Genomic DNA, 21,284 nt, shown 5'->3' on the forward strand with positions numbered 1-21,284 from the left:
GTCGGCTGCAGCGCCGCGATCACCGATTCGTAGGCGAACAGGCCGCACCAGCCGAGGAGCAGGTAGAGGCCGATCGACAGCCGGTCGAAGCGGCCGGGCAGCAGCAGCTTCACCGCGATGCCGATCCCGGCCACGATCCACACGAAGGCGAGGAGCGCCCACGCCGTCGGCCCGGTCCCGACCAGGGCGACGAGCGGCGTGTAGGTGCCGGCGATCATCAGGTAGATCAGCGCGTGGTCGGCGCGGCGCAGCAGCCATTTGCGCGGGCCGACCGGGTAGAGGTTGTAGGTGGCCGAGACCGCCAGCATCGAGACCAGGGCGGTGGCGTAGACCGCCACCGCGACCCGCTCGGACGTGCCCAGATGCTCCGTCAGCGCCATCGACACCAGGGCCACCGCCCCGGCGAGGCCGAGGAGCACGCCGAGGCCGTGCACTACCCCGTCGGCGACGATCTCGCGCGGCGTATAGTGCCAGGTGAGACCAACCGGTCGTCCGTCTTCGGCCAGGAACATCACAGCCTCCTGCAACGCATCGAGGCTAAGCCGTTTCGATGACACTCGTTCCACCGGCAGACCACGCAGCGCCGAGCCGTCCCGACTTTTCCACCGATCAGGCTCAACATTCATCCTAAATCGGGGAAGAGGGCCTCCGAGCCACCGTCAGGCGCCGCGTCCGGCGAGCGCCTCGAAGCCGAACGGGGCGATCGCCGGGCCGGTCGTGCGCGTCGCGCGCACGAGGCCGCGGCTCAGGCGCGCATGGACGGTCGCCATCACCAGGACGGCCATCGCCAGCACCTGGTGCGCCAGGGCCGCCCAGAGCGGCACGGCCATCAGCAACGTCGCGATGCCGAGCCCGGCCTGGGCCAAGGCGAGCCCGGCGACGCCGGTGGCGCGCCGCGCGACCGCGCTGCCCGGGGCGGCGACCCGCGTGTCGACCGCGTGCGCGAGGGTGACGGCGAGGAGCAGGTAGGCGGTCAGCCGGTGGTTGAGCTGGACCAGGGTGACGTTGTCGACGAAGTTCTCGATCCAGGGCCTGACCGAGAACAGCGTCTCGGCCGGCGGGATCAGGGCGCCGTCCATGGTCGGCCAGGTGTTGTGGACGAGACCGGCATGGGAGCCGGCGACCAGGCCGCCGAGGAAGATCTGCGCCAGCACCAGCGCCGGCAGGGCGAGCGCGACCGCGCGCAGGCGGGGTCGGGCCGGGGCGACGCTCTCGCTGCGCTCGCCGGCGGCGAGCCAGACGAGGCCCGCCAGGATCAGGCTGGCCATGGTGAGGTGCAGGGCGAGCTTGATCGGCGCCACGGCGGTCATGCCAGGCTGGAGACCCGAGGCCACCATGATCCAGCCGATCGCGCCCTGCGCGCCCCCGAGGATGCCGAGCGTCAGCAGGCCGAGGCCGAGGCGCCGGCTCAGCATGCCGCGCCACCAGAACGCGATCAGCGGCAGGAAGAACACCAGGCCGACGATCCGACCGAGCAGGCGGTGCCCCCATTCCCAGAAATACAGCACCTTGAAGTCGGACAGACCCAGGCCCTGGTTGAGGATGCGGTATTGCGGCGTGTCGCGGTACTTCTCGAACTCGGTCGCCCAGTCGGCGGCCGAGAGCGGCGGCACCACGCCGGTCACGGGGCGCCACTCGGTGATCGACAGGCCGGACCCGGTCAGGCGCGTCGCGCCGCCGACCGCCACCATCGCGACGACGAGGGCGGCGAGCAGGTAGAGCCACGTGCGGACGGCGCCTTCGCGGCGCGGGGATTCGGCAGGCCTCATCGGGGCGTCGTCGCTCGGATCGGTGACAGGGCGCCACCGGGTTAGGCAAAGCCGGCGCCCGCGGCAACGTCCGGCGTTGCCGCACGCGCGCGGACCGCGGCGGGACGGCGCCGACAGGGCGATCGCGTGAAGCCGCCCGGGGCGGCTTCACGGCGCGAAGAGCGCCGCGCGCAGCGGGGTCTTCAGGACGAATGTCGTGAAGACCGTCGAGCGAAGCGAAAGCCCAAGCCCGCGGAGGCGGGCGCCGGCGATTGAGGCCAGCTGAAAACGAGGGCGATCGCTTTCAGCAATCGCCCTGACGGCGCCGATCCGACGCGTTGCCATCGCCGGCCGCCGGCGCTACCCCCCGGGGCGAGCATCAAGGGAATCGCATGCGCCGCCGCACCCGCACCCTGATCGGGACGATCGGGATCCTGGCCTTCGTCATCGTCTATGCGCCGCTGGCGATGGCGCTGGCCGACAGCCGCATCGCCGAGGCGCCGGCCCTGCTCCAGACCGTGCTCTATAGCATCCTCGGCATCGCCTGGATCTTCCCGCTGATGCCGCTGATCAAGTGGATGGAACGACCGGACCGCTGACGGCGCCCGCGTTTTCGCCGCACTCGGGGGCGAGAAGCGGCCGAACCGCGCCGCTTCGCTCGCAGATGTCCTTCATGCCCCTCCCGAAACCGTCCCCTGCCCTCGCCGGGTTGCTCCTCCTGTGGCTCGGCGGCACCGCCCTGGCCCAGGGGACGCCGCGTTCGGTCGGCGAGTGCGAGCGCCTGAAGAACGACCTCGCCTACAACCAGTGCCTGGCGATGTTCGGGCCGGCGGCCAAGAACGTCGCCGGCGGCTACGCGGCGGGCGAGACCCCGCCCGCGCCCGCCCTGCCCGCGACGGCGGCGGTCGCGACCCAGGCCGACGAGCCGGCCGAGGAGGCCCGCGGCAGCCGGCGCGGGCGCTACCGCGTCCGCCGCGGCCGCCAGAGCGCGGTGTTCACCGCGGGCAGCAGCGAGGGCCGGTCCTACCGGCACCGCCGCCGGCGGCGGTGACCGCGTCCGCCGGGCTCACGCCACGTTGAGGCGTCGGCCGCGGTTCCAGGCGAGGAAGGGCACGCCCGAGAGCAGGCCGGCCAGCGCCGCCCGCGACTGGTGGCAGCCGTTGACCGAGACCCGCGGCAGGGCGTGCAGGTGGCCGGCATGGTCGGGGAAGAGGTGGCCCGGCCGCGTCGTCACCGCGGTCTCGAAGCCGAGGTCGCGGGCGAGCGCGAATTCCCGCGCGCCGGCCGACGTCGGATCACCGACCGGATAGGACAGGTGCCGCACCGGCCGCGCCAGCTCCGCCGCCAGCCGGTCGCGACCCTCGCCGATCTCGCGGAGCGCCGCCTCGGCCGCGTGCTTGGCCAGCATCGGATGGCTGCGCGTGTGCGCGCCGAAGGTCACCGCCGGGTCCCGGCCCAGCGCCCTGAGGTCGTCCCACGGCAGGCAGAGCTCGGCGGCGACCGCGCCGGGGGCGATGCCCGCCTCCCGGCACAAAGCCGCGATCCCGTCGAGCAGCCGCGCTTCCGAGTCGCTGCGCAGGTCGCGGTAGACCGCCTCGAAGGCGAGCGCCTTCTCCTGCGGGCTGCGCGCCGGCAGGTCGACCGTCCGCGTGCCGATCGCGACGCGGACCCGCTCCAGCCGGCCGATCGCCCGCTCCAGCTCGATCCACCACAGCCGCCCGGTCTGGTCGGCGAAGTCGCTGGTGACGAACAGCGTCCACGGCACGCCGTGGCGGCGCAGCACCGGCAGGGCGTGCTCGACGTTGTCGCGGTAGCCGTCGTCGAAGGTCAGCACCGCGAAGGGCGGCCGGTAGCGCGCGGCGGCGAGGCGCTCGGGCACCTCGTCGAGGCCGACGACCTCGAAGCCGCGGGCATCGAGCTCGCGCAGCGTCGCGTCGAGGAAGTCCGGCGTGATCGAGAGCAGGCGGTTCGGCGCGTAGGGACCCGGCGCCTCCGGGCTGACATGGTGGAAGGTGAGGATCACCCCGAGGCCGCAGGCGGCCGGCGCGAGCCAGCGGTCGGCCCCCGTTGCCGAGACGGCCCGGAACCCGGCCTCGAACAGCCGGTGGCGGTTTCGGGACGACAGCATGGCACCGCCTCGATGGGGCAAGATCGATGAAGCAGAAGCGGGACGTCGCAGGCGATGCCGCGCGCCGCGTCGCCCGTTCCTTGTCCCGCTTCGATGTAAACAAAGGCTGAGGTTTCACCGGCGATCCCGGGACCCGAGGCGCGTCGCAACCATGCGTTAGCCACGTCGTCGCTTCGGCGGCGCCGATGCTTCGATCGCACCGCGCCGTACACCCCGGCTTAGGAGCGTGCGCACGAGAACTGGCGCCCGAGACCAATGGTTTGCCGCCTCCGCGAGAGGCCGGCGCGAGGGATGGGCGATGACGGTTCTGGCACGCGGTCCGATGAACCGGGATCTCGCAGGAGCGATCATGGCCCGCGCGGGCGCCCGATCCGGCCTGACCGCCGAGGTCTTCACCGATCTCGATGCCGTCGAGGCGCTGTGGCGCGGGCTCGAGGCCGACCCCGCCTGCCTCGCCACGCCCTACCAGCGCTTCGCCTGGGTCCGCGCCTATGCCGGCGCGGCCGCCGCCCCCGGCGCGCTGCGGATCGTCGTCCTGCGCGATGCCGCCGGCCGGCCGCGCATCCTGCTGCCGCTGGCGGTCGAGCGCCGCCGCGGGATCGCGATCGCCCGGACGCTCGGCGGCGACCACGCCAACTACCACCTGCCGCTCTTCGCCGCCCGCGACGCCGCCGCGGTGCCGGCCGAGGACGTGATCGCGGCGCTCGGCCTGGTCGGGCGCGCCGCCGGCATCGACGTCTACGCGCTCGGGCACCAGCCCCGCACCTGGGACGGGGCGGTCAACCCGCTGGCGATCCGCGGCGAGGCGGCACCGAGCGACGGCTACGGAATGATGCTCGGGCCCGATCCCGAATCGACGCTCAAGCGCGCCTTCAGCGCCGACGCGCGCAAGAAGCTGCGCTCGAAGGAGAAGCGCCTCGTCGAGGCGCACGGCGCCCTCGCCTACCGCAAGGCCGCCGACGGCGCCGAGGCCGCGCGGTTCCTGTCGGCCTTCTACGCCCAGAAGGCGGCACGCTTCGCCGCGATGGGTATCGCCGACCCTTATGCCGACCCCGCGATCCGCGCCTTCCTCACGGCCGCCACCGCGGGCGAGAACCCGGCGGTCGAGATCCACGCGCTGGTGCTGGAGGCGACCGGCCGCGTGCTCGCGACCTTCGGCGGGGCGGTCGACGGGGCGCGCTACAGCGGCATGATGACGGCGTTCGACGCCGACCCCGAGATCGCCCGCTTCAGCCCCGGCGACCTGCTGCTCCACCACCTCGTGCGCGACCAGGCCGCGCAGGGGCGCCGCGCCTTCGACCTCGGCGTCGGCGAGGCCCGCTACAAGGCGAGCGTCTGCGACGAGACCATCCCGCTGGTGGAGGCGACGCTGCCGGTGACGCTGCGCGGCCACGCCTACGGGTTCGTGGCGACGCGGCTCACCCGGCTCAAGCGCCGGATCAAGCGCGACCCGCGCCTGTTCGCCCTCGTCCGGCGCCTGCGGCGGATGAAGGGCGGTTGAAGCGGCTCGAGGCCCCGCCGTCTCCGAGCGGAGACGGCGGGGCTCCGGTCACGCCGCCGACAGGCGCAGCGCCATCGGCTCGGTGCGGACGGCGCGGGCCTGAGCCGGCCGGTCCTGGGCGACGAGGACCTGGCCAGCGCCGGAATCCTCGGCGCTGGCGAACAGGTCGCCGAGATCGGGATCGTCGAGGGCCGCGTTCGAGGCGATGATCACGCTGTCCATCAGGCCGCCGAGGGCGGGGAGCAGGGCGTGCGCGCCCGGCTCCGCCCGCAGGCGGCAGACCACCCAGTCGTAGGCCTCGGCCATCGCCTCGACGGTGATCGCCACCGCGTCCGGCTCCTCGAGCAGCACCTCGGTCTCCAGCGAGCCGGCGGCGATCCGGTGCAGCCCGGAGGCGCGTTCGGCCTGGATCACGTCGAGGAAGGCGGCCTCCCCGGCGACGAGATCCGTCAGGCCCGGCGCGTCGGCGTCGGAGGCCGGTCCGTTCAGGTCGACCGAGAGCGCGGAGGCCCGGCCCGAGAGCGCCGCCTCGATCGCCTCGACGAGGCTCGGGCCTGCTGCAGGCCGGCCGGGGCCCGCGGTCTCGACGACGAGGAGGGTGCGCCCGCTGCCGGCACGCGGACCGGCTTCGAGGCGGGCGATCAGCGGCGCGAGATCGAACGCCGCGGCGCGGGGCGGCGCCGGCTCGGGCGTCGCGGCGACGGGCAGGACGGGTTCGGGCGCGGCTTCGGCCTCCTCGGCCGGCGCTTCGGCCGCCGCGGAATGGGCCGACGCGCGCCCGGCCGATGCCGGCTCGGGAAAGGCAGGGTCGGCAAAGCGCGGCGCCGCGTCGCGCGGCCCGATCTCGGCCGCGGCCCAGTGGGCGGGGGGGACGGCCTCGGGGAAGGCGAAGCGCTCGGGCCGCTCGGCCGTGGCGTGCGCATCGGCCGCCTCCGCCTCGCGCTCGCGCCGCCCGCCGCCGGTCGGATCGGACAGGAGGTGGCGGGCGATGACCGCGCCGGCGGCGAGCATCAGCGTCAGCAGGGTGGCGAAGGCGACGATCGGCAGCTTCTTGGGGAAGGACGGGATCTCCGGCGTCACCGCCCGCGAGATGATGCGCGCGTCGGCCGGCGTCGCGCTCTCGCCGTCGCGGGCGGCGGCCTCGCGGTAGCGCGACAGGTAGGATTCGAGCTGCTCGCGCTGGACCTTGGCCTCGCGCTCGAGGGCGCGCAGCTGGATCTCGCTGGTGTTGCCCTTGACCACCACGTCGCGCTGGCCGTCGACCGCCGCCTGCAGGCTCTCGACGCGGGAGGCCGCGATCTTGGCGTCGTTCTCCAGGGTGCGCCCGACGCGCTCGGCCGAGGCCTTGATCTGGGCGTCGAGATCCTGGAGCTGCGCGGTCAGCTCCTTGATGCGCGGATGCGCCGGCAGCAGCGTGCGCGATTCCAGGGCGAGCTGCCCGCGGATCGTGATGCGGTTCTCGACGGTGCGCCGGATCACCTCGTTGTTGGCGACGTCCGGGATCTCGAAGGCGCGCCCGTCCTTGATCATCTCCTTGACGGCCTTCGCCCGGCCGGCGAGGTCCGCCTTCAGGATGCGGGCCTGCGACAGCTGGGTCGAGAGCTCACCGAGCTGCTGGGCGTTGAGCGGCTGGCCGGTGGCGCCGGTGGAGCCGACGAGGCCGTTGCCGGCGCGGTAGGCCTCGACCCGCGCCTCGGCCTCGGCGACGCGCTTGCGCAGGCTGTCGATGTTGCCGCCGAGCCAGGTCGAGGCGTAGCGCGCGGTGTCGACCTTGGCCGCCTCCAGGGCCGCGATGTAGAGCTCGGAGACGGTGTTGGCGCCCTTGGCCGCCAGCTCCGCGTCCTTCGCGCGGAACTCGACCGAGAGGATGCGCGACTTGCCCGCCGGGAAGACCAGCAGCCGCTCGAAATAGGCTTCCAGCACCCGGTCCTCGGCCGGACGGTCGAGGGGGTTCTTGGCGAGCCCGAGCATCATCAGGGTGCGCTGGACCGGGCCGATGGTGCCGGCGCTCGGATCGAATTCCGGGTTGCCGACGAGGTTCAGCCGGCGGATCGCCTCGCGGGCGAGGTCGCGCGACATCATCACCTGGACCTGGCTCGCCACCGCCTGCTCGTCGATCGGCGGGACCTGCTCGGCGCGCTCGGAGGCGGTGCGGGCGAAGGCGGCCTCGCGGCTCTCCAGCAGCAGCTTGGCCTCGCCGGTGTAGCGCGGCGAGACCACCTGGACGAACACCGTCGACAGCCCCGCGACGACCAGCGTCGGCACCGCGATCCAGTGCCAGGACCGGCGCAGCAGCGCGGGAACCTGGGCCAGGCTGATGCCGTCGGCCGGGGCCGGCCTTTCGGCGAAGGCCGGCCTCTCGCTGAAGGCGGCCGCGCGCGGGGCGATTCGGGACATGGCACGATCTCTTGGCGATGCCGGGCCGCGACTGTGCCCGCGCATCAACACGTGAGATCAATAGAACCTGTTAAGGTTGCCTGAGAGTTAAGGCCGGCCCGATGCGGACTGCTCCGACGCGGGGCGACAGCATTTCTTAACCTTAACGGATTACGCCACGACCGATCAGGCAATCACGACGGCTGTGGTGATGAACCGACGCGTACTCCTCCTCGTCCTCGCCGCCAGCCTCGGGCTCGGCGGCTGCCTGCGGCCGGACTACCGGACCGCCCAGCTCGACGCCACCGGCACCGGCTCGATCGGCGCGCGCTACCCGCTCGCGGCCGGCGACAAGCTCCGCGTCATCGTGTTCGGGCAGGACAACCTGTCCAACATCTACGCGGTCGACGGCGGCGGCCGCATCGCGATGCCGCTGATCGGCGTCGTCCAGATCGGCGGGCAGACCACGGGGCAGGCCGCGCGCACCATCGAGGCCAAGCTCGCCGCCGGCTTCGTGCGCGAGCCGCACGTCACCGTCGAGGTCGACGCCTACCGCCCGTTCTACATCCTGGGCGAGGTCACCACCTCGGGGCAGTATCCCTTCGTCAACGGCATGACCGTCGAGACCGCGGTGGCGATCGCCGCCGGGTTCGGCCCGCGGGCGGCGCGCGACTACGCCGTGCTCACCCGCGAGGGCAAGGGCGGCGCCGCCTCCGGCCCCGGCCTCGAGCCAACCAACGAGGCCGGCCGCGAGGGACTGGTCTCGGGCATCGTGCCGATGACCTATCCCGTGCGCCCCGGCGACACGATCGTCATCAAGGAGCGGTTCTTCTGAGGCGCCCGCTCGTGCGAAGGGGATAAAAGCCGGCGCGTTAGGCGACCGTTGACCCTCGCATCGGGAAAAGCCGGCGCCGCGGCCCGGCCGATTCGGGCCGGCACCCGCGCTTAACCGGCTGGACAGGGCCGGCATGGCACGCAGGCGAGGCCGGCCGAACGCGCCGGCCTGGAGACGTCCGCCGTGACCCCGTCCGTCAGCCCTTCGGATGCCGAGCCCCGCCGCATCCTGCACGTGTTCCGCGCGCCCGTCGGCGGCCTGTTCCGCCACGTGGTCGACCTCGCACGGCTCCAGGCCGCGGCCGGCCACCGCGTCGGGATCGTGTGCGACGCGACCACCGGCGGCGAGCGCGCCGTCCGGGCGCTGGCCGATCTCGCGCCCTGCCTCGCCCTCGGCGTCACCCGGATCCCGATGCGGCGCAACCCGCACCCGTCCGACCTCGCCTGCCTGCGCGCGGTGGCGGCCCGCGCCGACGCCGCAGCCGCCGACGTGCTGCACGGGCACGGCGCCAAGGGCGGCGTCTACGCTCGCCTCGCCCACGTTCCCCGCGGTCGGCCCGTGATCCGCGCCTACACCCCGCATGGCGGCAGCTACAATTACCGGCCCGGCAGCCTGCTGCACCGGGTCTACATGGGCGCCGAGGGTCTCCTCGCCCGCCGGACCGACGTGTTCCTGTTCGAGAGCGAGTACGTCGCCGGGCGCCACCGCGCCTATGTCGGCACCCACGGCCGCGTCAGCCGCATCGTCCACAACGGCCTGAGCGAGGCCGAGTTCGCGCCCGTGACGCCGGCGGCCGACCCGTTCGACCTGCTCTACGTGGGCGAGCTGCGCGACGCCAAGGGGCTGCCGATCCTGCTTCAGGCCCTGGCGCTGCTGCGCGCCGAGGGCCGCCGGGTCCGGCTGTTGATGGTCGGCTCGGGCCCGGATGCCGGGCAGCTCCAGGCCAAGGCCGAAGCCCTCGGCCTCGCCGGCGCCATCGCCTTCGAGCCGGCCCAGGCGATCCGCTCCGTCCTCGCCCGCGGACGGATCATGGTGGTGCCGTCCTTTGCCGAGTCCCTCCCCTACGTGGTGCTCGAGGCCGCCGCGGCCGCCCAGCCGATGGTCGCCACCGATGTCGGCGGCATCCCCGAGATCTTCGGCTCGGCCGCGGGCGATCTCGTCCCGGCCCGCGATCCGGTCGCGCTGCAGCGGGCGATCGCCCGCGTCCTCGACGAGGCGCCCGAGAGCCGCGTCGCCCGGTTCCGGACCTTGAGCGACTCGGTGCGCCAGCGCTTCTCGATGGAGCGGATGGGCGCCGACGTGCTCTCGGGCTACGCCGCCGCCTTCCGGGCCCGCCGCCCCGCGGCATCCGCCGAGCCGGCCCGCGTCGGGGCCGCCTGAGCCCCGGACCCTCGCACGAACGTGATTCCCGTCCGTCGCGGGCGCGCAGAAGGACGGCGGCGGCGCCTGCAGCTTTAAGTAATCCGATAGGTCGGTTTGAGACACTTCCCGGCAGGAACTAGCCCGCTGGACTGCTGGGAAGCGACCGATGAGTGCCTTCGACGTCCGTGATCTTCTGAAGGTCGCCGGACACGGCGAGACCGCGGCGGCCCGCTTCGCCGAGCCCGCGCCGCAGGCGGCGCCGCTGGCCGAGACGGTCTCCGTCCTCCCGGCCCAGGCGATCTCGCCGGTGGTGATCGCAGGGCTGGTGCGGGCGGCGGAGTTCGTCCTGATCGGCTGCCTCGGCGCGGGTCTGCACCTGACGCTGCTGCGCGGCGTGGTTCCGTTCGGGCTGACCTATGCCGGGGCGGTCGTCGCGGTGGCCGCCCTGGCGATCGCCGCCTTCCAGGCCGCCGGCACCTACCGGATCGGCGCGTTCCGCACCTTCTTCAAGACCGCGATCAAGATCTCGGCCGGCTGGATGCTCGCCTTCCTCCTGGTGGCGACCGGCCTCGTGCTGGCCAAGGTCGCCGACCATTACTCCCGCCTGTGGCTGGCCGCCTACTTCGCCGGCGGCCTCGGCCTGCTGCTGACCGGCCGGTTCGTCCTGTCGCGCGTGATCGTGGCGCAGACCCGGAATGGCCGTTTCGACCGGCGCACCGCGATCGTCGGCGGCGGCAAGGCCGCCGAGGAGCTCATCGCCGCCCTCGAGACGCAGAGCGAGGGCGGCATCCGCATCGTCGGCGTGTTCGACGACCGCAACGACGACCGCTCCACCGACGTGGTCGCGGGATACCCGAAGCTCGGCACCGTCAGCGACCTCGTCGCCTACGCCCGCGCCACGCGCCTCGACCTGATCGTGTTCACGATCCCGATCTCGGCCGAGGGGCGCATCCTGCAGATGCTCTCGAAGCTCTGGGTCCTGCCGATCGACATCCGCCTCTCGGCGCACGCGACGAAGCTGCGCCTGCGCCCGCGCAGCTACTCCTATCTCGGCTCGGTGCCGGTGCTCGACGTGTTCGACCGCCCGATCGCCGACTGGGACGTGGTGATGAAGACGGTGTTCGACCGCGCGGTCGGCCTGCTGATGCTGGCCGCGCTCGCCCCGGTGATGATCGGCGTCGCGCTCGCGGTGAAGCTGACCTCGCGCGGCCCGGTGTTCTTCCGGCAGAAGCGCCACGGCTTCAACAACGAGCTGATCGACGTGTTCAAGTTCCGCTCGATGTACGTCGACGCCTGCGACGCCACCGCGGCGAGGATGGTGACCAAGGGCGATGCGCGCGTGACCCCGGTCGGCCGGTTCATCCGCAAGACCTCGCTCGACGAGCTGCCGCAGCTCTTCAACGTGATCAAGGGCGACCTCTCCCTCGTCGGCCCCCGTCCGCACGCGCTGCAGGCGAAGGCCGCCAACACGCTCTACGACCAGGTCGTCGACGGCTACTTCGCCCGCCACAAGGTCAAGCCCGGCATCACCGGCTGGGCCCAGGTCAACGGCTGGCGCGGCGAGACCGACACCAGCGAGAAGCTCCAGCGCCGGGTCGAGCACGACCTGTACTACATCGAGAACTGGTCGGTGCTGTTCGATCTCCAGATCCTGCTGACCACGCCGTTCGCCCTCTTCAGGACCGAGAACGCGTACTGACCGGGCCGGGGCAGGCGGGACCCGGAAAACGAAGACAGGGCGGCTCGCGAGAGCCGCCCTGACCGTTCGTTGCGGACGCGGCGAAGCGGCTACGGCAGCGCGCCGGCCTTCTCCTTGGCCTTCATGATGGTGTCGCGGCAGGCATCGGCCTTGCCAGCCTTGTCCTCGCCGCGCGCCTTCTCGACGAGGTCGCGAGCCTCCTTCACGCCGCCGGCGGTGGAGGTCGTCGACGGGTCGCTGGGCTTGCCCCCGGGCGGCGCGGACAGCGCCTTGTCGGAATTCGACGAGGTCGTGCCGCCCACCGGCTCCTTGCCGGTCACCTTTTCCGCGCCGGCGCTGTCGAGGCGCCGCTCCAGCGTCGCGATCTCCTCGGAGCAGGAGCTCGCGAAGGCGGGCGCCGCGGAGACGAGGAGGAGGGCGGCCGAGACCGCGTGGACCAATCGCATGAGAACTCCCTGAAGCTTTTCGCGCGGGCGAGTGGCCCGCGTCGTTTCGGTTGCAGGGGGCAAGCGACGAAGCGCGACCGTGTTCCGGTGGCGTGAGGCCGCAGGCCCGCACGCGCCCCGCCGAACGCGAAGGGGGCGCGGACCTCCCGGTCCACGCCCCCTCCTCCCGGGCCCGCGGGGCAATCGATCCGCGCGGTCAGTACTTGCGGATGATCGGCTCCGCCATCGGGACCGGATCGGGGCCGAAGGCGTAGCGGATGCCGCCGTAGATCGAGAGCGGCTGCGCCAGCGTCGTCGTGCGCGGATCGTTGATGGTGAGGTTGCCGGCGACGGGCCCACGCTCGGCGAAGGTGCCGAAGTTGGCGTAGCGGTTGTTGGTCAGGTTGGTGATCAGGCCGAAAACCTGAAGGTTCGGCGTGACTTGGTAGGTGGTGTTGAGGCCGAGCACGAGGTAGGCCGGCAGCTTCGGGTTCAGGTTCGACTCGTCGCCGCGATAGTAGGCGGAGGAGAAGGCCTGGAGGTTCATGCCGAAGCGCCAGCCCGGCAGGACGAGGTAGTCGAAGCCGACCTTGAACTGGTGGTTGGGGATCAGCGGCACCTGGTTGCCGCGGGTCACGGCGATGGCGCCGTCGTCGGCCAGGGGGTTGTTGGGCGAGGACAGGGTTCCGTTGAACTGGAAGGTGGCGTCGATCAGGGCGTAGTTGGCGTAGACCGAGAGGTCGCCGCGGGTGTAGTCGGCCGCGACCTCGATGCCCTGCCGCTGGGTCGCCGGCACGTTGACGAAGTAGCCGCGCGCCGCGTTGCCGGGGGTCGCGAGCTGGATGATGTCGTTGGCGAGATCGGTGCGGAAGGCGCCGACCTTGTAGGTCACGAGGCCGCCCTCGTAGACGTTCGGGATCTGGCCGCGGATGCCGACCTCGTAGGTCTGTGCGGTGACCTGCTTGAGCGGCGGGTCGGCGACGAGCGAGTTCGGCAGCAGGCAGGGCCGGTCCGGGTTGGAGCAGGCGGTCTCGAGCGGCGTCGGCGCGCGGTTCGATTCCGAGTAGCCGCCGTAGAGCGACAGGCCCGGGGTGAAGCGGTAGGTCAGGCCCGCCACCGGGTTGATCTTGTTGTAGTAGTAGGTCCCGTTCACGTCCGGCGAGAAGCCGGTCTGGTCGGTCGTCGTGAGGCGGGCGAAGTTCAGGCGCGCCCCGGCGGTGAGCGACAGCGCGTCGGTCACGTCGAACGTGTCCGTCGCATAGAGGCCCATGTAGAGGTTCGAGCCGATGACGTTCGAGGGCGCGATGCCGAGCGCGGCCGCGGTCCGCAGCTGCGTCGTGCCGAGGCCGGGGATGGTGCCGTAGTACGGGTTGTTCGGATCGGTGGTGACCCGCAGATCCGGGTTGATGACGCCCAGCGTGCTCGACGACTTGAAGCTGAAGTCGGCGACGTCGATGCTGCCGCCGACGACGAAGCTGTTGCCGAAGCCGAAGATCTTGTCGCGGTTGGCCGCCTGGAGCGAGCCGCCGTAGCTCGTCGCCTCGGTCCTGGTCACGTCCAGCGTGCCGTAGGGCACGTTCGGGGTGAAGGGGATGCGCCGGTTGTTGGCGCCGAGGATGGTGAACTGGTTGCGGAAGGCGAGATTGGACTGTCCCGGCGCCTGGGCGAAGCCGTCATCCTCGAAGCAGAGGAAGCCGCGGTTGCTCGACTGGCGGCTGCAGTTCTCGAAGTTGCCGTCGTTGCCGTCGACGTAGGTGTTGCTGAAGCGGCGGAAATAGGCGTTTCCGGCGAGATCCCAGGTCGGCGAGATGTCGACGCGGCCGGTCACCTGCATGGTGCCCATCTCGGTCGTGGTGGTCTGCGGGAAGGTGAAGATCGCCCGCGGGTCGACATGGGTGAAATCCACCGGGGTCGCGGCGGCCGCGCCGAAGAAGGTCCGCGCGAAGTTGCCGATCAGGTGGAACTCGGAATCGAGGGTGCGGTAGCCGAGGTCGGTGTAGAGGCGCCCGATCGTCGACGGGCTCTCGTAGCGCCATCCGCGGTCGTTGAGGCCGTCGCCGTTGAAGTAGAAGCTCCACGGCCCGATCACCTTGCCGTACTCGAGCGAGCCGGCGATGCGGCCGTCCGAGCCGCCGAGCGCGGTGACCTCCGTGCCCTGCCAGGTGAAGCCGTTCTTCATCTGGATGTTGACCGCGCCGCCGATGGCGTTGAGGCCGAACACCGGGTTGCCGGTGACGATGTCGATGCGCTGGATCGCCGTCGGCGGGATCAGGTCGAACTGGACGGTGTCGCCGAAGGCCTCGTTGATGCGCACGCCGTTCTGGTAGACGGCCAGGCCCTGCGGCACGCCCTGCACCGGCGAGGCGGTGAAGCCGCGGTAGTTCACGTCGGTGCGGTTGGAGTTGCCCTGCGAATCCGACAGGTTGAGGCCGGGCGTGCGCCGCGCCAGCGTGGCCACCGCGTTGAAGGTGCCGCGATCGATGTCGAGGTCGGCCGCCGTGACGGTCTCGACCGTGCTCGGGATCTTGTAGAGCGGCTGCTCGCCGCCGCGCAGGCGCGGCAGGCCGGCGGAGGAGAGCGGCGCCGCGCTCGGCGACACGACCGGGGTCGCGCCGAGCGGCGGGGCGGCCAGCGTGCTGCCCGAGCCCGACCCGCCGACCGGGGTCGTCGCCACGACGCTGATCTCCGACAGCGTCACTGAACTCTGTGCGTAGGCTGCACCCGGCAGCAATGCCACCGAGGCGATCAGGCTTCCGCGAAGCGCCCGCATTGTCATTCCCCAACCCCGAACCGTCGAACAGCGTGCCCCCTCTGCGGCGGGCTTGCCCAGCACTCATGCAAGGCGCGTCGAGATCGGACAATCGCGGGACGACCGTGATCCGGCGGAAAACGCCGCTCACGGGGCCGTTACGCGCGGAAACGGATGACCCGTGGTCCGCGTGCAACAGATTTTCTATGTCTCATCAAAGGCTTAGGGAGTGTTCGGCAATGCTGCCCGGGACGATTCGGCAACCCGGTTCCGGGTCGCCGGGCGGCGTCAGAGCCTGGCCTGGATCTTCTTGGCGATCTCGCCGAGGCGCTGCTCCAGGAGCTGCGGCACCTCGCAGACGTAGGTCAGCGACTGGCTGCGCTCCTGGAAGATGCGGCGATCCCAGGCGAACTTGGTCTCGATGTCGGATTGCTCCTTCGAGACCTCGCGGGCGTCGGCCGCGCTCGGGCCGTCCTTGGTCTGGCTGATGGTGTCGGCCTCGTCGCGGATGCGCTCGGCCATGCGGCGCTGTCCCTGCGCGTAGCGCGCGATCCCGCTCATCACCTTGTCGCGCTCGCCGTTGATGACCTCGAGCACGCCCGCATAGACGTGGGCGAGGCCCTTGGCCTTGTCGGCCGCCGGCACCTTGGCGACGTAGGCGTCGATCAGCGGATCGACCTCGGTGAGCTCGGTCCGGCGGGAGGCGAGCTTCTGCGCCAGCACCGCGGCGTCGTTATCGTCGCCCCAGGCGCCGGCGGCGGCGATGTCCGGCCCGGTCCAGAACTGGCCGGGGCTCAGGGTCGCGACCTTGCGCTGGACGCAGGGCCAGTCCGGGTCGGTCCTGGGCTGCGCCAGCGCGGGCGCGGCGAGGCCGGCCAGGGCGACGCCGAGGGCGGCGAGGGAGCAGAAGCGGGAAGCGATCATGACGGGTCTCCGGCCGGGCCGCCGCGCCGGGCCATGATGCCGCGGCCGGGATCGTAGGCGACGACGGCGAGGGTGAAGAAGGCGAGGGTCACGCCGAGCACGACCGCGCACGAGACCGGCTCGAACTGCCCGTAGAGGGCGAAGCGCACGAGCTGGACGGCGTGGGTGAAGGGATTGCACTGGCAGATCCAGTACAGCGTCTCCGAGGATTCGCGGATGCGCCAGAGCGGGTAGAGCGCCGACGAGGCGAAGAACATCGGGAAGATCACGAAGTTCATCACGCTGGCGAAGTTCTCGAGCTGCTTGACCATCGACGACAGCAGCAGGCCGATCGAGCCGAGCATCAGCCCGGCGGCGATGAAGGCCGGCAGGGCCGCGAGGTAGCCGACGGCCGGGATGTCGAGGTCCCAGAACCAGGCGATGGCCAGGAAGGCATAGGCCTGCACCACCGAGACGGTGACGCCGGCGATCAGCTTGGCGAGCAGCAGCAGCCAGCGCGGATACGGGCTCGTCAGCAGCACCTTCATCGAGCCGACCTCGCGGTCGTAGACCATCGAGAGCGAGGATTGCATGCCGTTGAACAGCTGGATCATCACCGCCAGCCCCGGCACCACGTAGACCTCGTAGAGCACGTAGGTCTGGTACGGCGGCTCGATCGACACGCCGAGGGTGTTGCGGAAGCCCGCCGCGAAAATGAACAGCCATACCAGCGGCCGCACCAGCGCCGAGAAGAACCGCTCCTTCTGGTTGAAGAAGCGCAACAGCTCGCGCCGGACGATGCCGCCGAGGCAGATCAGGTAGCCGACCCCGTCGAGCCGGCCGAGATGGGCGGGCGGGCGCGTCGCGTCCGCCGCCACGGTGCGGGCGTCGACCGCCGTCGGCGTGCCGATGGGCGTGCTCATGCAGCCTCCCTCGCCGGCTTGGCCGGCTCGGCCACGAGCCGGCGGAACGCCTCCTCGAGGGTTTCGTCGGCCCCGCCGATGGTGCCGGCCCGTCCGCGCGCGACGATGCGGCCCCGGTGCAGCACCACCGCGTCGTCCTCCGCCGCGATCTCCTCGAAGATGTGGGTCGCCCACAGCACCGAGAGCCCCTCCTCGCGCACGAGCGCGCGGACGATCGCGACGATGTCGGCCCGCGATTCGAGGTCGAGACCGACGGTGGGCTCGTCGAGCAGCAGCAGGCTCGGATGGTGGACCAGCGAGCGCGCGATCTCGATGCGGCGCGACTGGCCACCGGAAAGCGTCCGCACCTTGTCGGCGCGCCGGTCCGCCAGCCCGACCCGGTCGAGCAGCACCGCGATCCGCGCCTTGGCGGCCTTGCGCGCGATGCCGTGAAGCGCCGCGTGATAGAGCAGGTTCTGCTCGACGGTGAGGTCGGTGTCCAAGGTCCGTGCCTGGAACACCACGCCGAGGCGGGCGAGCGCGCGCGACGGCTCGCGGTCGAGGGCGTGGCCGAAGATCGCGACCCGGCCGTGGCGGTTGTTGTAGAGCCGGGTGATCAGGGAGAACAGCGTGGTCTTGCCGGCGCCGTTGGGCCCGAGCAGCGCCATGAAGCGCCCGCGCTCGACGGTGATCGACACGTCCGACAGCGCCCGGCGCGCGCCGAAGCTGTGGCTGACGTCGGCCACCTCCAGCGCCGGGGCCTCGCCCGCCGGACGCCCGCCCGCACCCATCGCCCGAGCGCCCTCGCTCATCGCCCGAGGACCCTTCTGGCATCGCCGACCGCGTCGAGGCACTCGTCGAACTCGCCCTCGCCCTGCTCGCGCTCGGCCACGCGCAGGGCCTTTTTCAGCTTCGGCAGCGCCGCCTCGGGCGGGTTCTGCGCGAGCGCATCCCTGATCATGGCGATGCCGTCCGCGCAGGCGGCCTTGTCGTCGGCCAGCGCCGGCGTGCTCAAGAGGAGGCTGGCGAGAAGAAGCGTCCGCATCATTCCACCGTGCGTCATTTCACAGTGATCGTGCCGGCGACGCCCTTCGACTCCAGGCCGCGGGCCTCCCAGGTGTACTTGCCCGGCTTGATCGCCACGAACTCGATCGCGATCTCGCCCGGATCGTCGAACTCGAGGTGATCCGGCGGGCCGCCGCCGTGGATCTCCTTGTGCTCGATGACGATCTGGTTCCACCAGATGTAGCGGAAGAACTCGGTCGCGTAGACCTTGTACTCCTGATGGCCCTTGGCGATGATCCGCAGCCGGTAGGCCTTGCCGGATTCGAGCTCGATGTCCTTGTTCTCGACGACGAAGTCGTTGCCCTCCTCGTTGCCGAGGACCAGGTCGGGCAGGGTCTCGCGCTTCTTGGTGAGATCGAGCGCGACGGCCGGGCCGGCCGCCAGGATCGCGGCCAGCCCCAGCGCCGCCCATCGAAGACCTCGTGTCATCCTGTTCCCCCCCGCGCTGCCGTTCGCGGCAGTCGTGCTTGCGAAAACTCAGTTCGGCGAGATCGCCACGCCCCAGGGCAGCAGGCCGACCGGGATGCTCTTGACCACCTTCTCGGCCGCCACGTCGACCACCGAGACGTCGTTGGAGGTGCCGTTGGTGGAGAACAGCAGCGACTGGTCCGGCGTGAAGGCGAGCTGCCACACCCTCTGGCCCACCGGCAGGTACTTCTGCACGTCGTAGGTCTTGGCATCGATCACCGCGATGCGGTTGGCGGGCCCGAGGGCGACGAAGGCCTTGGTCCCGTCCTGGGTGATGCGGATGCCCACCGGCTGGATCGCCTCGTCGTTCACGCTCGGGATCTTGAAGGTGATCTTCTTCACCACGCGCCGCGCCGCCACGTCGATCACGCTGACCGTGCCGCCGACCTCGGCCGAGACCCAGAGGAACTTGCCGTCCGCCGTGAACTCGGCGAAGCGCGGACGGGCGTCGACCAGCACGTTGTCGGTCACCTGGAAGGTCTTGGTGTCGATGAAGTGGGCCATGTTGGTGGTCTCGGAGGTGTTCACCAGGATCTTGCCGTCCGGCGACAGGCCCATGCCCTCCGGCTCGACGCCGACGGGGACCTCGGCGAGCACCTTGTTCTTCTCGATGTCGATGATCGTGACCTGGCTGTCGTCCTCGTTGGCGACGTAGAGCGGGTTGCCGCTGCGATCGAGGATGAACTGCTCGGGATCGGGGCCGGAGCGCAGCGAGCGCACCACCTTGCCGGTGGCGGTGTCGAGCACGTCGATGCGGTCGTCGTCGCTGGCGCAGACGAAGACCTCCTTGCCGTCCTTGCTCACGGTGATGCCGCGGGGGCGGCGCCCGACCTTCCAAGTCGCCGTCACCGCCATCGTCGCGGTGTCGATCACGCTGACCGAGTTGCCCTTCTCGTTGGAGACGTAGACCGTGTAGGCCTGCGCCGGCACCGACGCCAGGAGCGCCGCGCCGAGCGCGGCGAGCCCCAACCCTGCTCTCACGCAGCGGTCCATTCGCGATCCTCCCCCTGGCCTGGCGGCAAGCTTGGCACTCTGGCGGTGCCGAAATCCCGACGGACGACAGTGTAGTGCGTTTCGTGCCCGCGGCGAGGGCGACGGAACCGCGCTGCGGACTTCACGCGGCGGAACGCCGTCCTCGTGCGTCCCGGCGCGCTCACTGGAACTTGCAGGTCGTCTCGGGCAGGTCGGTCCCGAGGGTGTCGAGCGGCGTGCGCTGGTGCAGGAAGCCCTGCTCGGGCGCCACCGAGACCAGGGCCTTCGGCTGCACCACGATCAGCGGCTGGCGCAGCTGGTGGTCCCAGGGGCGGAAGCTCAGCGACACGCCCTTGTAGGCGGAGAGGGCGAAGGCCGGGTCGCTCAGGTAGGCGGCCAGCACCGCCGGGTCGGCGGTCTTGCGGTCGGTCTCGGCATTGCTGACGACGCGGATCGCGGCCCAGACCTGGTAGTCCAGCGGACGCATCAGCCGGCCGGAGAGGCGGCGGAAGCGGTTCTGCGCCTGGGCGGCGCCCCAGGTCTCCAGCACCGGCGACCAGGTGGTGGCGACGAGCCCCTGCGTGCCGCCGACGGGCCGCGGGTCGACGGTGCGATAGGGGACGTAGTCGCCCCAGTCGGCCTCCTCGTCGGCCACGATCGCCATGTCGTAGTCGAGCCCGCGGGTGAAGACCATCGCCTCGGCGCGGGTCGGCGTGTCGCCGCGCGCTTTGGCCAGCGGCCCGAAGGTCCAGGGCTTCTCCGCCGTGATCTTGAGAGCGAACTTCCTGGCCGAGTTGCGCATCGCGTCGGCATAGAGCTTGTCCGCGTCGGTCGGGCCGACGATCAGGAACAGCTTCCGCCAGCGCATCACGGTGAGGTACTGCGCCAGCGCGTCGGTCTGCATCGCCCGACTCGGGGCGACGTGGAACACGTTCCTGCGGCAATCGGCACCGCGCAGGCGGTCGTCGGGGGCCGCCGCGTTCAGCACCACGGCGCCCTTGCCGTCGGCGCGTGCCGCCTCCGAGACGGCGAGCACCTCGTCGGCCGGCAGCGCCAGGACGAGGAAGCGGATGCCCTTGCCGAGCAGCGCCTTCGCCGCGTCGACCGCGCTCGGGCCCCCCTCGGTGAGCGCGATCTCGTCGAGGGCGTAGCTCTGCTTGATGAAGCGGCCGGTGGTGTTGTTGTCGGCGATGGCCATCTTCGCGCCGGCCAGGCCCTCGTCCTCGGGCGCGGCCTCCGCGTCGTAGGAGGACGGCGCGGGCTGCGGCCGGTAGATCAGGCCGACATGGGTGGCGGCCGGTTCCGCGGGCGCGGCCGGCGCGGCGGCGGGCTCTTGGGCTGCCGCCGGGCCGGCCAGCGCCAGGGCGAGCAGCGCCGCAGCACCGAGGGAACGTGCAGGATCGTGCAGGATGGCGTGCAGGGAGGCGTGCATGGGGGCGGGACGTAACAGCATTCCGGGCGCGGACTCAAACGTTAAGCGCGCGCCGATCATTGCCAAAATTCCCCGCCGCGCGACCTTATGCCGGGATGCGGCCGGCGTTGCGGCCGGCGCCGATGCCTCCGACCGGAGTTCCGTCATGATCTTTCGCGGCAAGATCTTTCGCGACGACGCCTTTCGCGCCTGCCGCCTCGCGGTTCCCCTCGTGCTCTCTGCCGCCCTCTCTGCCGCCTGCCATCCGGGCGCGGCGGCGGCCGAGCCGTCGAAGGCCGCGGTCTTCCCGGTCGAGCTGTTCGATCCGGGCGTCGTCGGCGGCCGCAAGGCCCGGCCCGACGAGGCGCGCAAGCTCGCCCTGGTCACCGAGGAGCTGCGCGGCGCGCTCAAGGACAAGGGCGGCCTCGAGCCCGTCGACACCGCGCCGCAGGCGGCCGAGGTGAACAAGCAGGGACCGCTCTACAAGTGCGACGGCTGCGCCGCCCCGATCGCCAAGGCCCTGGGTGCGGATCTCGCCGTGACCGGCTATGTGGAGAAGGGGTCGGGCCAGATCTTCAACCTCAACGTCGTCATCGCCGACGCCGCCACCGGCAAGGTGGTGCGCGGCGGGCAGGTGGTGATCCGGGCCGACACCGACGACACCTGGACGCATGCCATGCGCTGGATCGTCAAGAACCGCCTGCTCGCCGAGCCCCTGCCCGGCAAGTCGTGATGTCGTC

Annotated in this window: 20 protein-coding genes; 7 read left to right on the top strand and 13 right to left on the bottom strand. The window is 71.6% G+C overall.

The window, feature by feature from the left end:
- Together trhA and MKK70_RS14050 are read right to left on the bottom strand one after the other, a co-directional pair.
- Positions 1-512 (bottom strand): PAQR family membrane homeostasis protein TrhA (trhA, locus tag MKK70_RS14045; RefSeq protein ID WP_243948481.1); only part of this gene is annotated, 512 nt, incomplete at its 3' end.
- 147 nt (positions 513-659) lie between these two features.
- Positions 660-1,769, bottom strand: a complete 1,110-nt coding sequence (locus MKK70_RS14050; RefSeq protein ID WP_243948483.1) for a COX15/CtaA family protein — start codon at positions 1,767-1,769, stop codon at positions 660-662.
- 371 nt (positions 1,770-2,140) lie between these two features.
- Between MKK70_RS14050 and MKK70_RS14055 the strand changes: the two genes are divergently transcribed.
- Together MKK70_RS14055 and MKK70_RS14060 are read left to right on the top strand one after the other, a co-directional pair.
- Positions 2,141-2,347 carry a DUF2842 domain-containing protein gene (locus tag MKK70_RS14055; RefSeq protein ID WP_147729767.1) on the top strand — a complete coding sequence of 69 codons (207 nt, stop codon included), beginning with the start codon at positions 2,141-2,143 and terminating at the stop codon, positions 2,345-2,347.
- A 74-nt stretch (positions 2,348-2,421) separates the two neighbouring features.
- On the top strand, positions 2,422-2,799 hold the full coding sequence (locus MKK70_RS14060; RefSeq protein ID WP_147858710.1) for a hypothetical protein: 378 nt from the start codon (positions 2,422-2,424) through the stop codon (positions 2,797-2,799).
- Positions 2,800-2,814: 15 nt separating this feature from the next.
- Here MKK70_RS14060 and MKK70_RS14065 read toward each other — a convergent pair whose 3' ends face one another.
- A complete protein-coding gene (locus MKK70_RS14065) occupies positions 2,815-3,876 on the bottom strand; it encodes a polysaccharide deacetylase family protein (RefSeq protein WP_243948485.1) in 1,062 nt (353 codons plus the stop codon).
- Between the two features lie 349 nt (positions 3,877-4,225).
- On the opposite strand from MKK70_RS14065, the gene MKK70_RS14070 reads away from it, so the two are divergent.
- On the top strand, positions 4,226-5,377 hold the full coding sequence (locus MKK70_RS14070) for a GNAT family N-acetyltransferase (RefSeq protein WP_243948487.1): 1,152 nt from the start codon (positions 4,226-4,228) through the stop codon (positions 5,375-5,377).
- A 48-nt stretch (positions 5,378-5,425) separates the two neighbouring features.
- Here the strand turns inward: MKK70_RS14070 and MKK70_RS14075 are convergent, their stop codons facing one another.
- The gene (locus tag MKK70_RS14075) at positions 5,426-7,774 is read right to left on the bottom strand and encodes a GumC family protein (RefSeq protein ID WP_243948489.1); all 2,349 of its coding nucleotides are present in this window, start codon (positions 7,772-7,774) and stop codon (positions 5,426-5,428) included.
- Positions 7,775-7,964: 190 nt separating this feature from the next.
- On the opposite strand from MKK70_RS14075, the gene MKK70_RS14080 reads away from it, so the two are divergent.
- From MKK70_RS14080 to MKK70_RS14090, 3 genes are all read left to right on the top strand, one after another.
- Positions 7,965-8,588 carry a polysaccharide biosynthesis/export family protein gene (locus tag MKK70_RS14080; protein WP_147729466.1) on the top strand — a complete coding sequence of 208 codons (624 nt, stop codon included), beginning with the start codon at positions 7,965-7,967 and terminating at the stop codon, positions 8,586-8,588.
- 183 nt (positions 8,589-8,771) lie between these two features.
- Complete coding sequence (locus MKK70_RS14085) at positions 8,772-9,968, top strand: glycosyltransferase family 4 protein (protein ID WP_243948496.1); 1,197 nt, start codon at positions 8,772-8,774, stop codon at positions 9,966-9,968.
- A 148-nt stretch (positions 9,969-10,116) separates the two neighbouring features.
- Complete coding sequence (locus MKK70_RS14090; protein ID WP_147728715.1) at positions 10,117-11,649, top strand: undecaprenyl-phosphate glucose phosphotransferase; 1,533 nt, start codon at positions 10,117-10,119, stop codon at positions 11,647-11,649.
- 89 nt (positions 11,650-11,738) lie between these two features.
- Here the strand turns inward: MKK70_RS14090 and MKK70_RS14095 are convergent, their stop codons facing one another.
- The 9 genes from MKK70_RS14095 to MKK70_RS14135 all read right to left on the bottom strand — a co-directional run bounded on the left by MKK70_RS14095 (position 11,739) and on the right by MKK70_RS14135 (position 20,565).
- Positions 11,739-12,095, bottom strand: a complete 357-nt coding sequence (locus tag MKK70_RS14095) for a hypothetical protein (protein ID WP_147728714.1) — start codon at positions 12,093-12,095, stop codon at positions 11,739-11,741.
- Positions 12,096-12,291: 196 nt separating this feature from the next.
- On the bottom strand, positions 12,292-14,844 hold the full coding sequence (locus tag MKK70_RS14100) for a TonB-dependent receptor domain-containing protein (RefSeq protein WP_409568020.1): 2,553 nt from the start codon (positions 14,842-14,844) through the stop codon (positions 12,292-12,294).
- A gap of 267 nt (positions 14,845-15,111) precedes the next feature.
- Positions 15,112-15,747, bottom strand: a complete 636-nt coding sequence (locus tag MKK70_RS14105) for a hypothetical protein (protein WP_243948497.1) — start codon at positions 15,745-15,747, stop codon at positions 15,112-15,114.
- Positions 15,744-16,649 carry an ABC transporter permease gene (locus MKK70_RS14110; RefSeq protein ID WP_187274887.1) on the bottom strand — a complete coding sequence of 302 codons (906 nt, stop codon included), beginning with the start codon at positions 16,647-16,649 and terminating at the stop codon, positions 15,744-15,746. Before MKK70_RS14110 ends, MKK70_RS14105 begins: the two co-directional genes overlap by 4 nt.
- Positions 16,646-17,419: an ABC transporter ATP-binding protein gene (locus MKK70_RS14115; protein ID WP_405044378.1), complete on the bottom strand. Its 774-nt coding sequence runs from the start codon at positions 17,417-17,419 to the stop codon at positions 16,646-16,648. The genes MKK70_RS14110 and MKK70_RS14115 overlap by 4 nt, the downstream gene beginning before the upstream one ends.
- 17 nt (positions 17,420-17,436) lie before the next feature.
- The gene (locus MKK70_RS14120; RefSeq protein WP_147728365.1) at positions 17,437-17,673 is read right to left on the bottom strand and encodes a hypothetical protein; all 237 of its coding nucleotides are present in this window, start codon (positions 17,671-17,673) and stop codon (positions 17,437-17,439) included.
- A gap of 14 nt (positions 17,674-17,687) precedes the next feature.
- Positions 17,688-18,122 (bottom strand): hypothetical protein, encoded by a 435-nt coding sequence (locus MKK70_RS14125; protein WP_147728360.1) that lies wholly within the window; start codon positions 18,120-18,122, stop codon positions 17,688-17,690.
- Positions 18,123-18,170: 48 nt separating this feature from the next.
- Entirely contained in the window at positions 18,171-19,154 is a 984-nt protein-coding gene (locus MKK70_RS14130) for a YVTN family beta-propeller repeat protein (RefSeq protein ID WP_243948499.1), read from the bottom strand.
- A gap of 160 nt (positions 19,155-19,314) precedes the next feature.
- On the bottom strand, positions 19,315-20,565 hold the full coding sequence (locus MKK70_RS14135) for an ABC transporter substrate-binding protein (protein ID WP_243938933.1): 1,251 nt from the start codon (positions 20,563-20,565) through the stop codon (positions 19,315-19,317).
- A gap of 145 nt (positions 20,566-20,710) precedes the next feature.
- Between MKK70_RS14135 and MKK70_RS14140 the strand changes: the two genes are divergently transcribed.
- Positions 20,711-21,277, top strand: a complete 567-nt coding sequence (locus tag MKK70_RS14140) for a DUF3280 domain-containing protein (RefSeq protein WP_243948508.1) — start codon at positions 20,711-20,713, stop codon at positions 21,275-21,277.
- Positions 21,278-21,284 lie beyond the last annotated feature (7 nt).

Source organism: Methylobacterium sp. E-041 (assembly GCF_022829665.1).
Taxonomy (GTDB): Bacteria; Pseudomonadota; Alphaproteobacteria; order Rhizobiales; family Beijerinckiaceae; genus Methylobacterium.

Coding starts and splice junctions, on each gene's coding strand:
- MKK70_RS14050 (WP_243948483.1), bottom strand. CDS start 1,769: ATGAGGCCTGCCGAATCCCCGCGCCGCGAAGGCGCCGTCCGCACGTGG.
- MKK70_RS14055 (WP_147729767.1), top strand. CDS start 2,141: ATGCGCCGCCGCACCCGCACCCTGATCGGGACGATCGGGATCCTGGCC.
- MKK70_RS14060 (WP_147858710.1), top strand. CDS start 2,422: ATGCCCCTCCCGAAACCGTCCCCTGCCCTCGCCGGGTTGCTCCTCCTG.
- MKK70_RS14065 (WP_243948485.1), bottom strand. CDS start 3,876: ATGCTGTCGTCCCGAAACCGCCACCGGCTGTTCGAGGCCGGGTTCCGG.
- MKK70_RS14070 (WP_243948487.1), top strand. CDS start 4,226: ATGGCCCGCGCGGGCGCCCGATCCGGCCTGACCGCCGAGGTCTTCACC.
- MKK70_RS14075 (WP_243948489.1), bottom strand. CDS start 7,774: ATGTCCCGAATCGCCCCGCGCGCGGCCGCCTTCAGCGAGAGGCCGGCC.
- MKK70_RS14080 (WP_147729466.1), top strand. CDS start 7,965: ATGAACCGACGCGTACTCCTCCTCGTCCTCGCCGCCAGCCTCGGGCTC.
- MKK70_RS14090 (WP_147728715.1), top strand. CDS start 10,117: ATGAGTGCCTTCGACGTCCGTGATCTTCTGAAGGTCGCCGGACACGGC.
- MKK70_RS14095 (WP_147728714.1), bottom strand. CDS start 12,095: ATGCGATTGGTCCACGCGGTCTCGGCCGCCCTCCTCCTCGTCTCCGCG.
- MKK70_RS14100 (WP_409568020.1), bottom strand. CDS start 14,844: ATGCGGGCGCTTCGCGGAAGCCTGATCGCCTCGGTGGCATTGCTGCCG.
- MKK70_RS14105 (WP_243948497.1), bottom strand. CDS start 15,747: ATGATCGCTTCCCGCTTCTGCTCCCTCGCCGCCCTCGGCGTCGCCCTG.
- MKK70_RS14110 (WP_187274887.1), bottom strand. CDS start 16,649: ATGAGCACGCCCATCGGCACGCCGACGGCGGTCGACGCCCGCACCGTG.
- MKK70_RS14115 (WP_405044378.1), bottom strand. CDS start 17,419: ATGGGTGCGGGCGGGCGTCCGGCGGGCGAGGCCCCGGCGCTGGAGGTG.
- MKK70_RS14120 (WP_147728365.1), bottom strand. CDS start 17,673: ATGCGGACGCTTCTTCTCGCCAGCCTCCTCTTGAGCACGCCGGCGCTG.
- MKK70_RS14125 (WP_147728360.1), bottom strand. CDS start 18,122: ATGACACGAGGTCTTCGATGGGCGGCGCTGGGGCTGGCCGCGATCCTG.
- MKK70_RS14130 (WP_243948499.1), bottom strand. CDS start 19,154: ATGGACCGCTGCGTGAGAGCAGGGTTGGGGCTCGCCGCGCTCGGCGCG.
- MKK70_RS14135 (WP_243938933.1), bottom strand. CDS start 20,565: ATGCACGCCTCCCTGCACGCCATCCTGCACGATCCTGCACGTTCCCTC.
- MKK70_RS14140 (WP_243948508.1), top strand. CDS start 20,711: ATGATCTTTCGCGGCAAGATCTTTCGCGACGACGCCTTTCGCGCCTGC.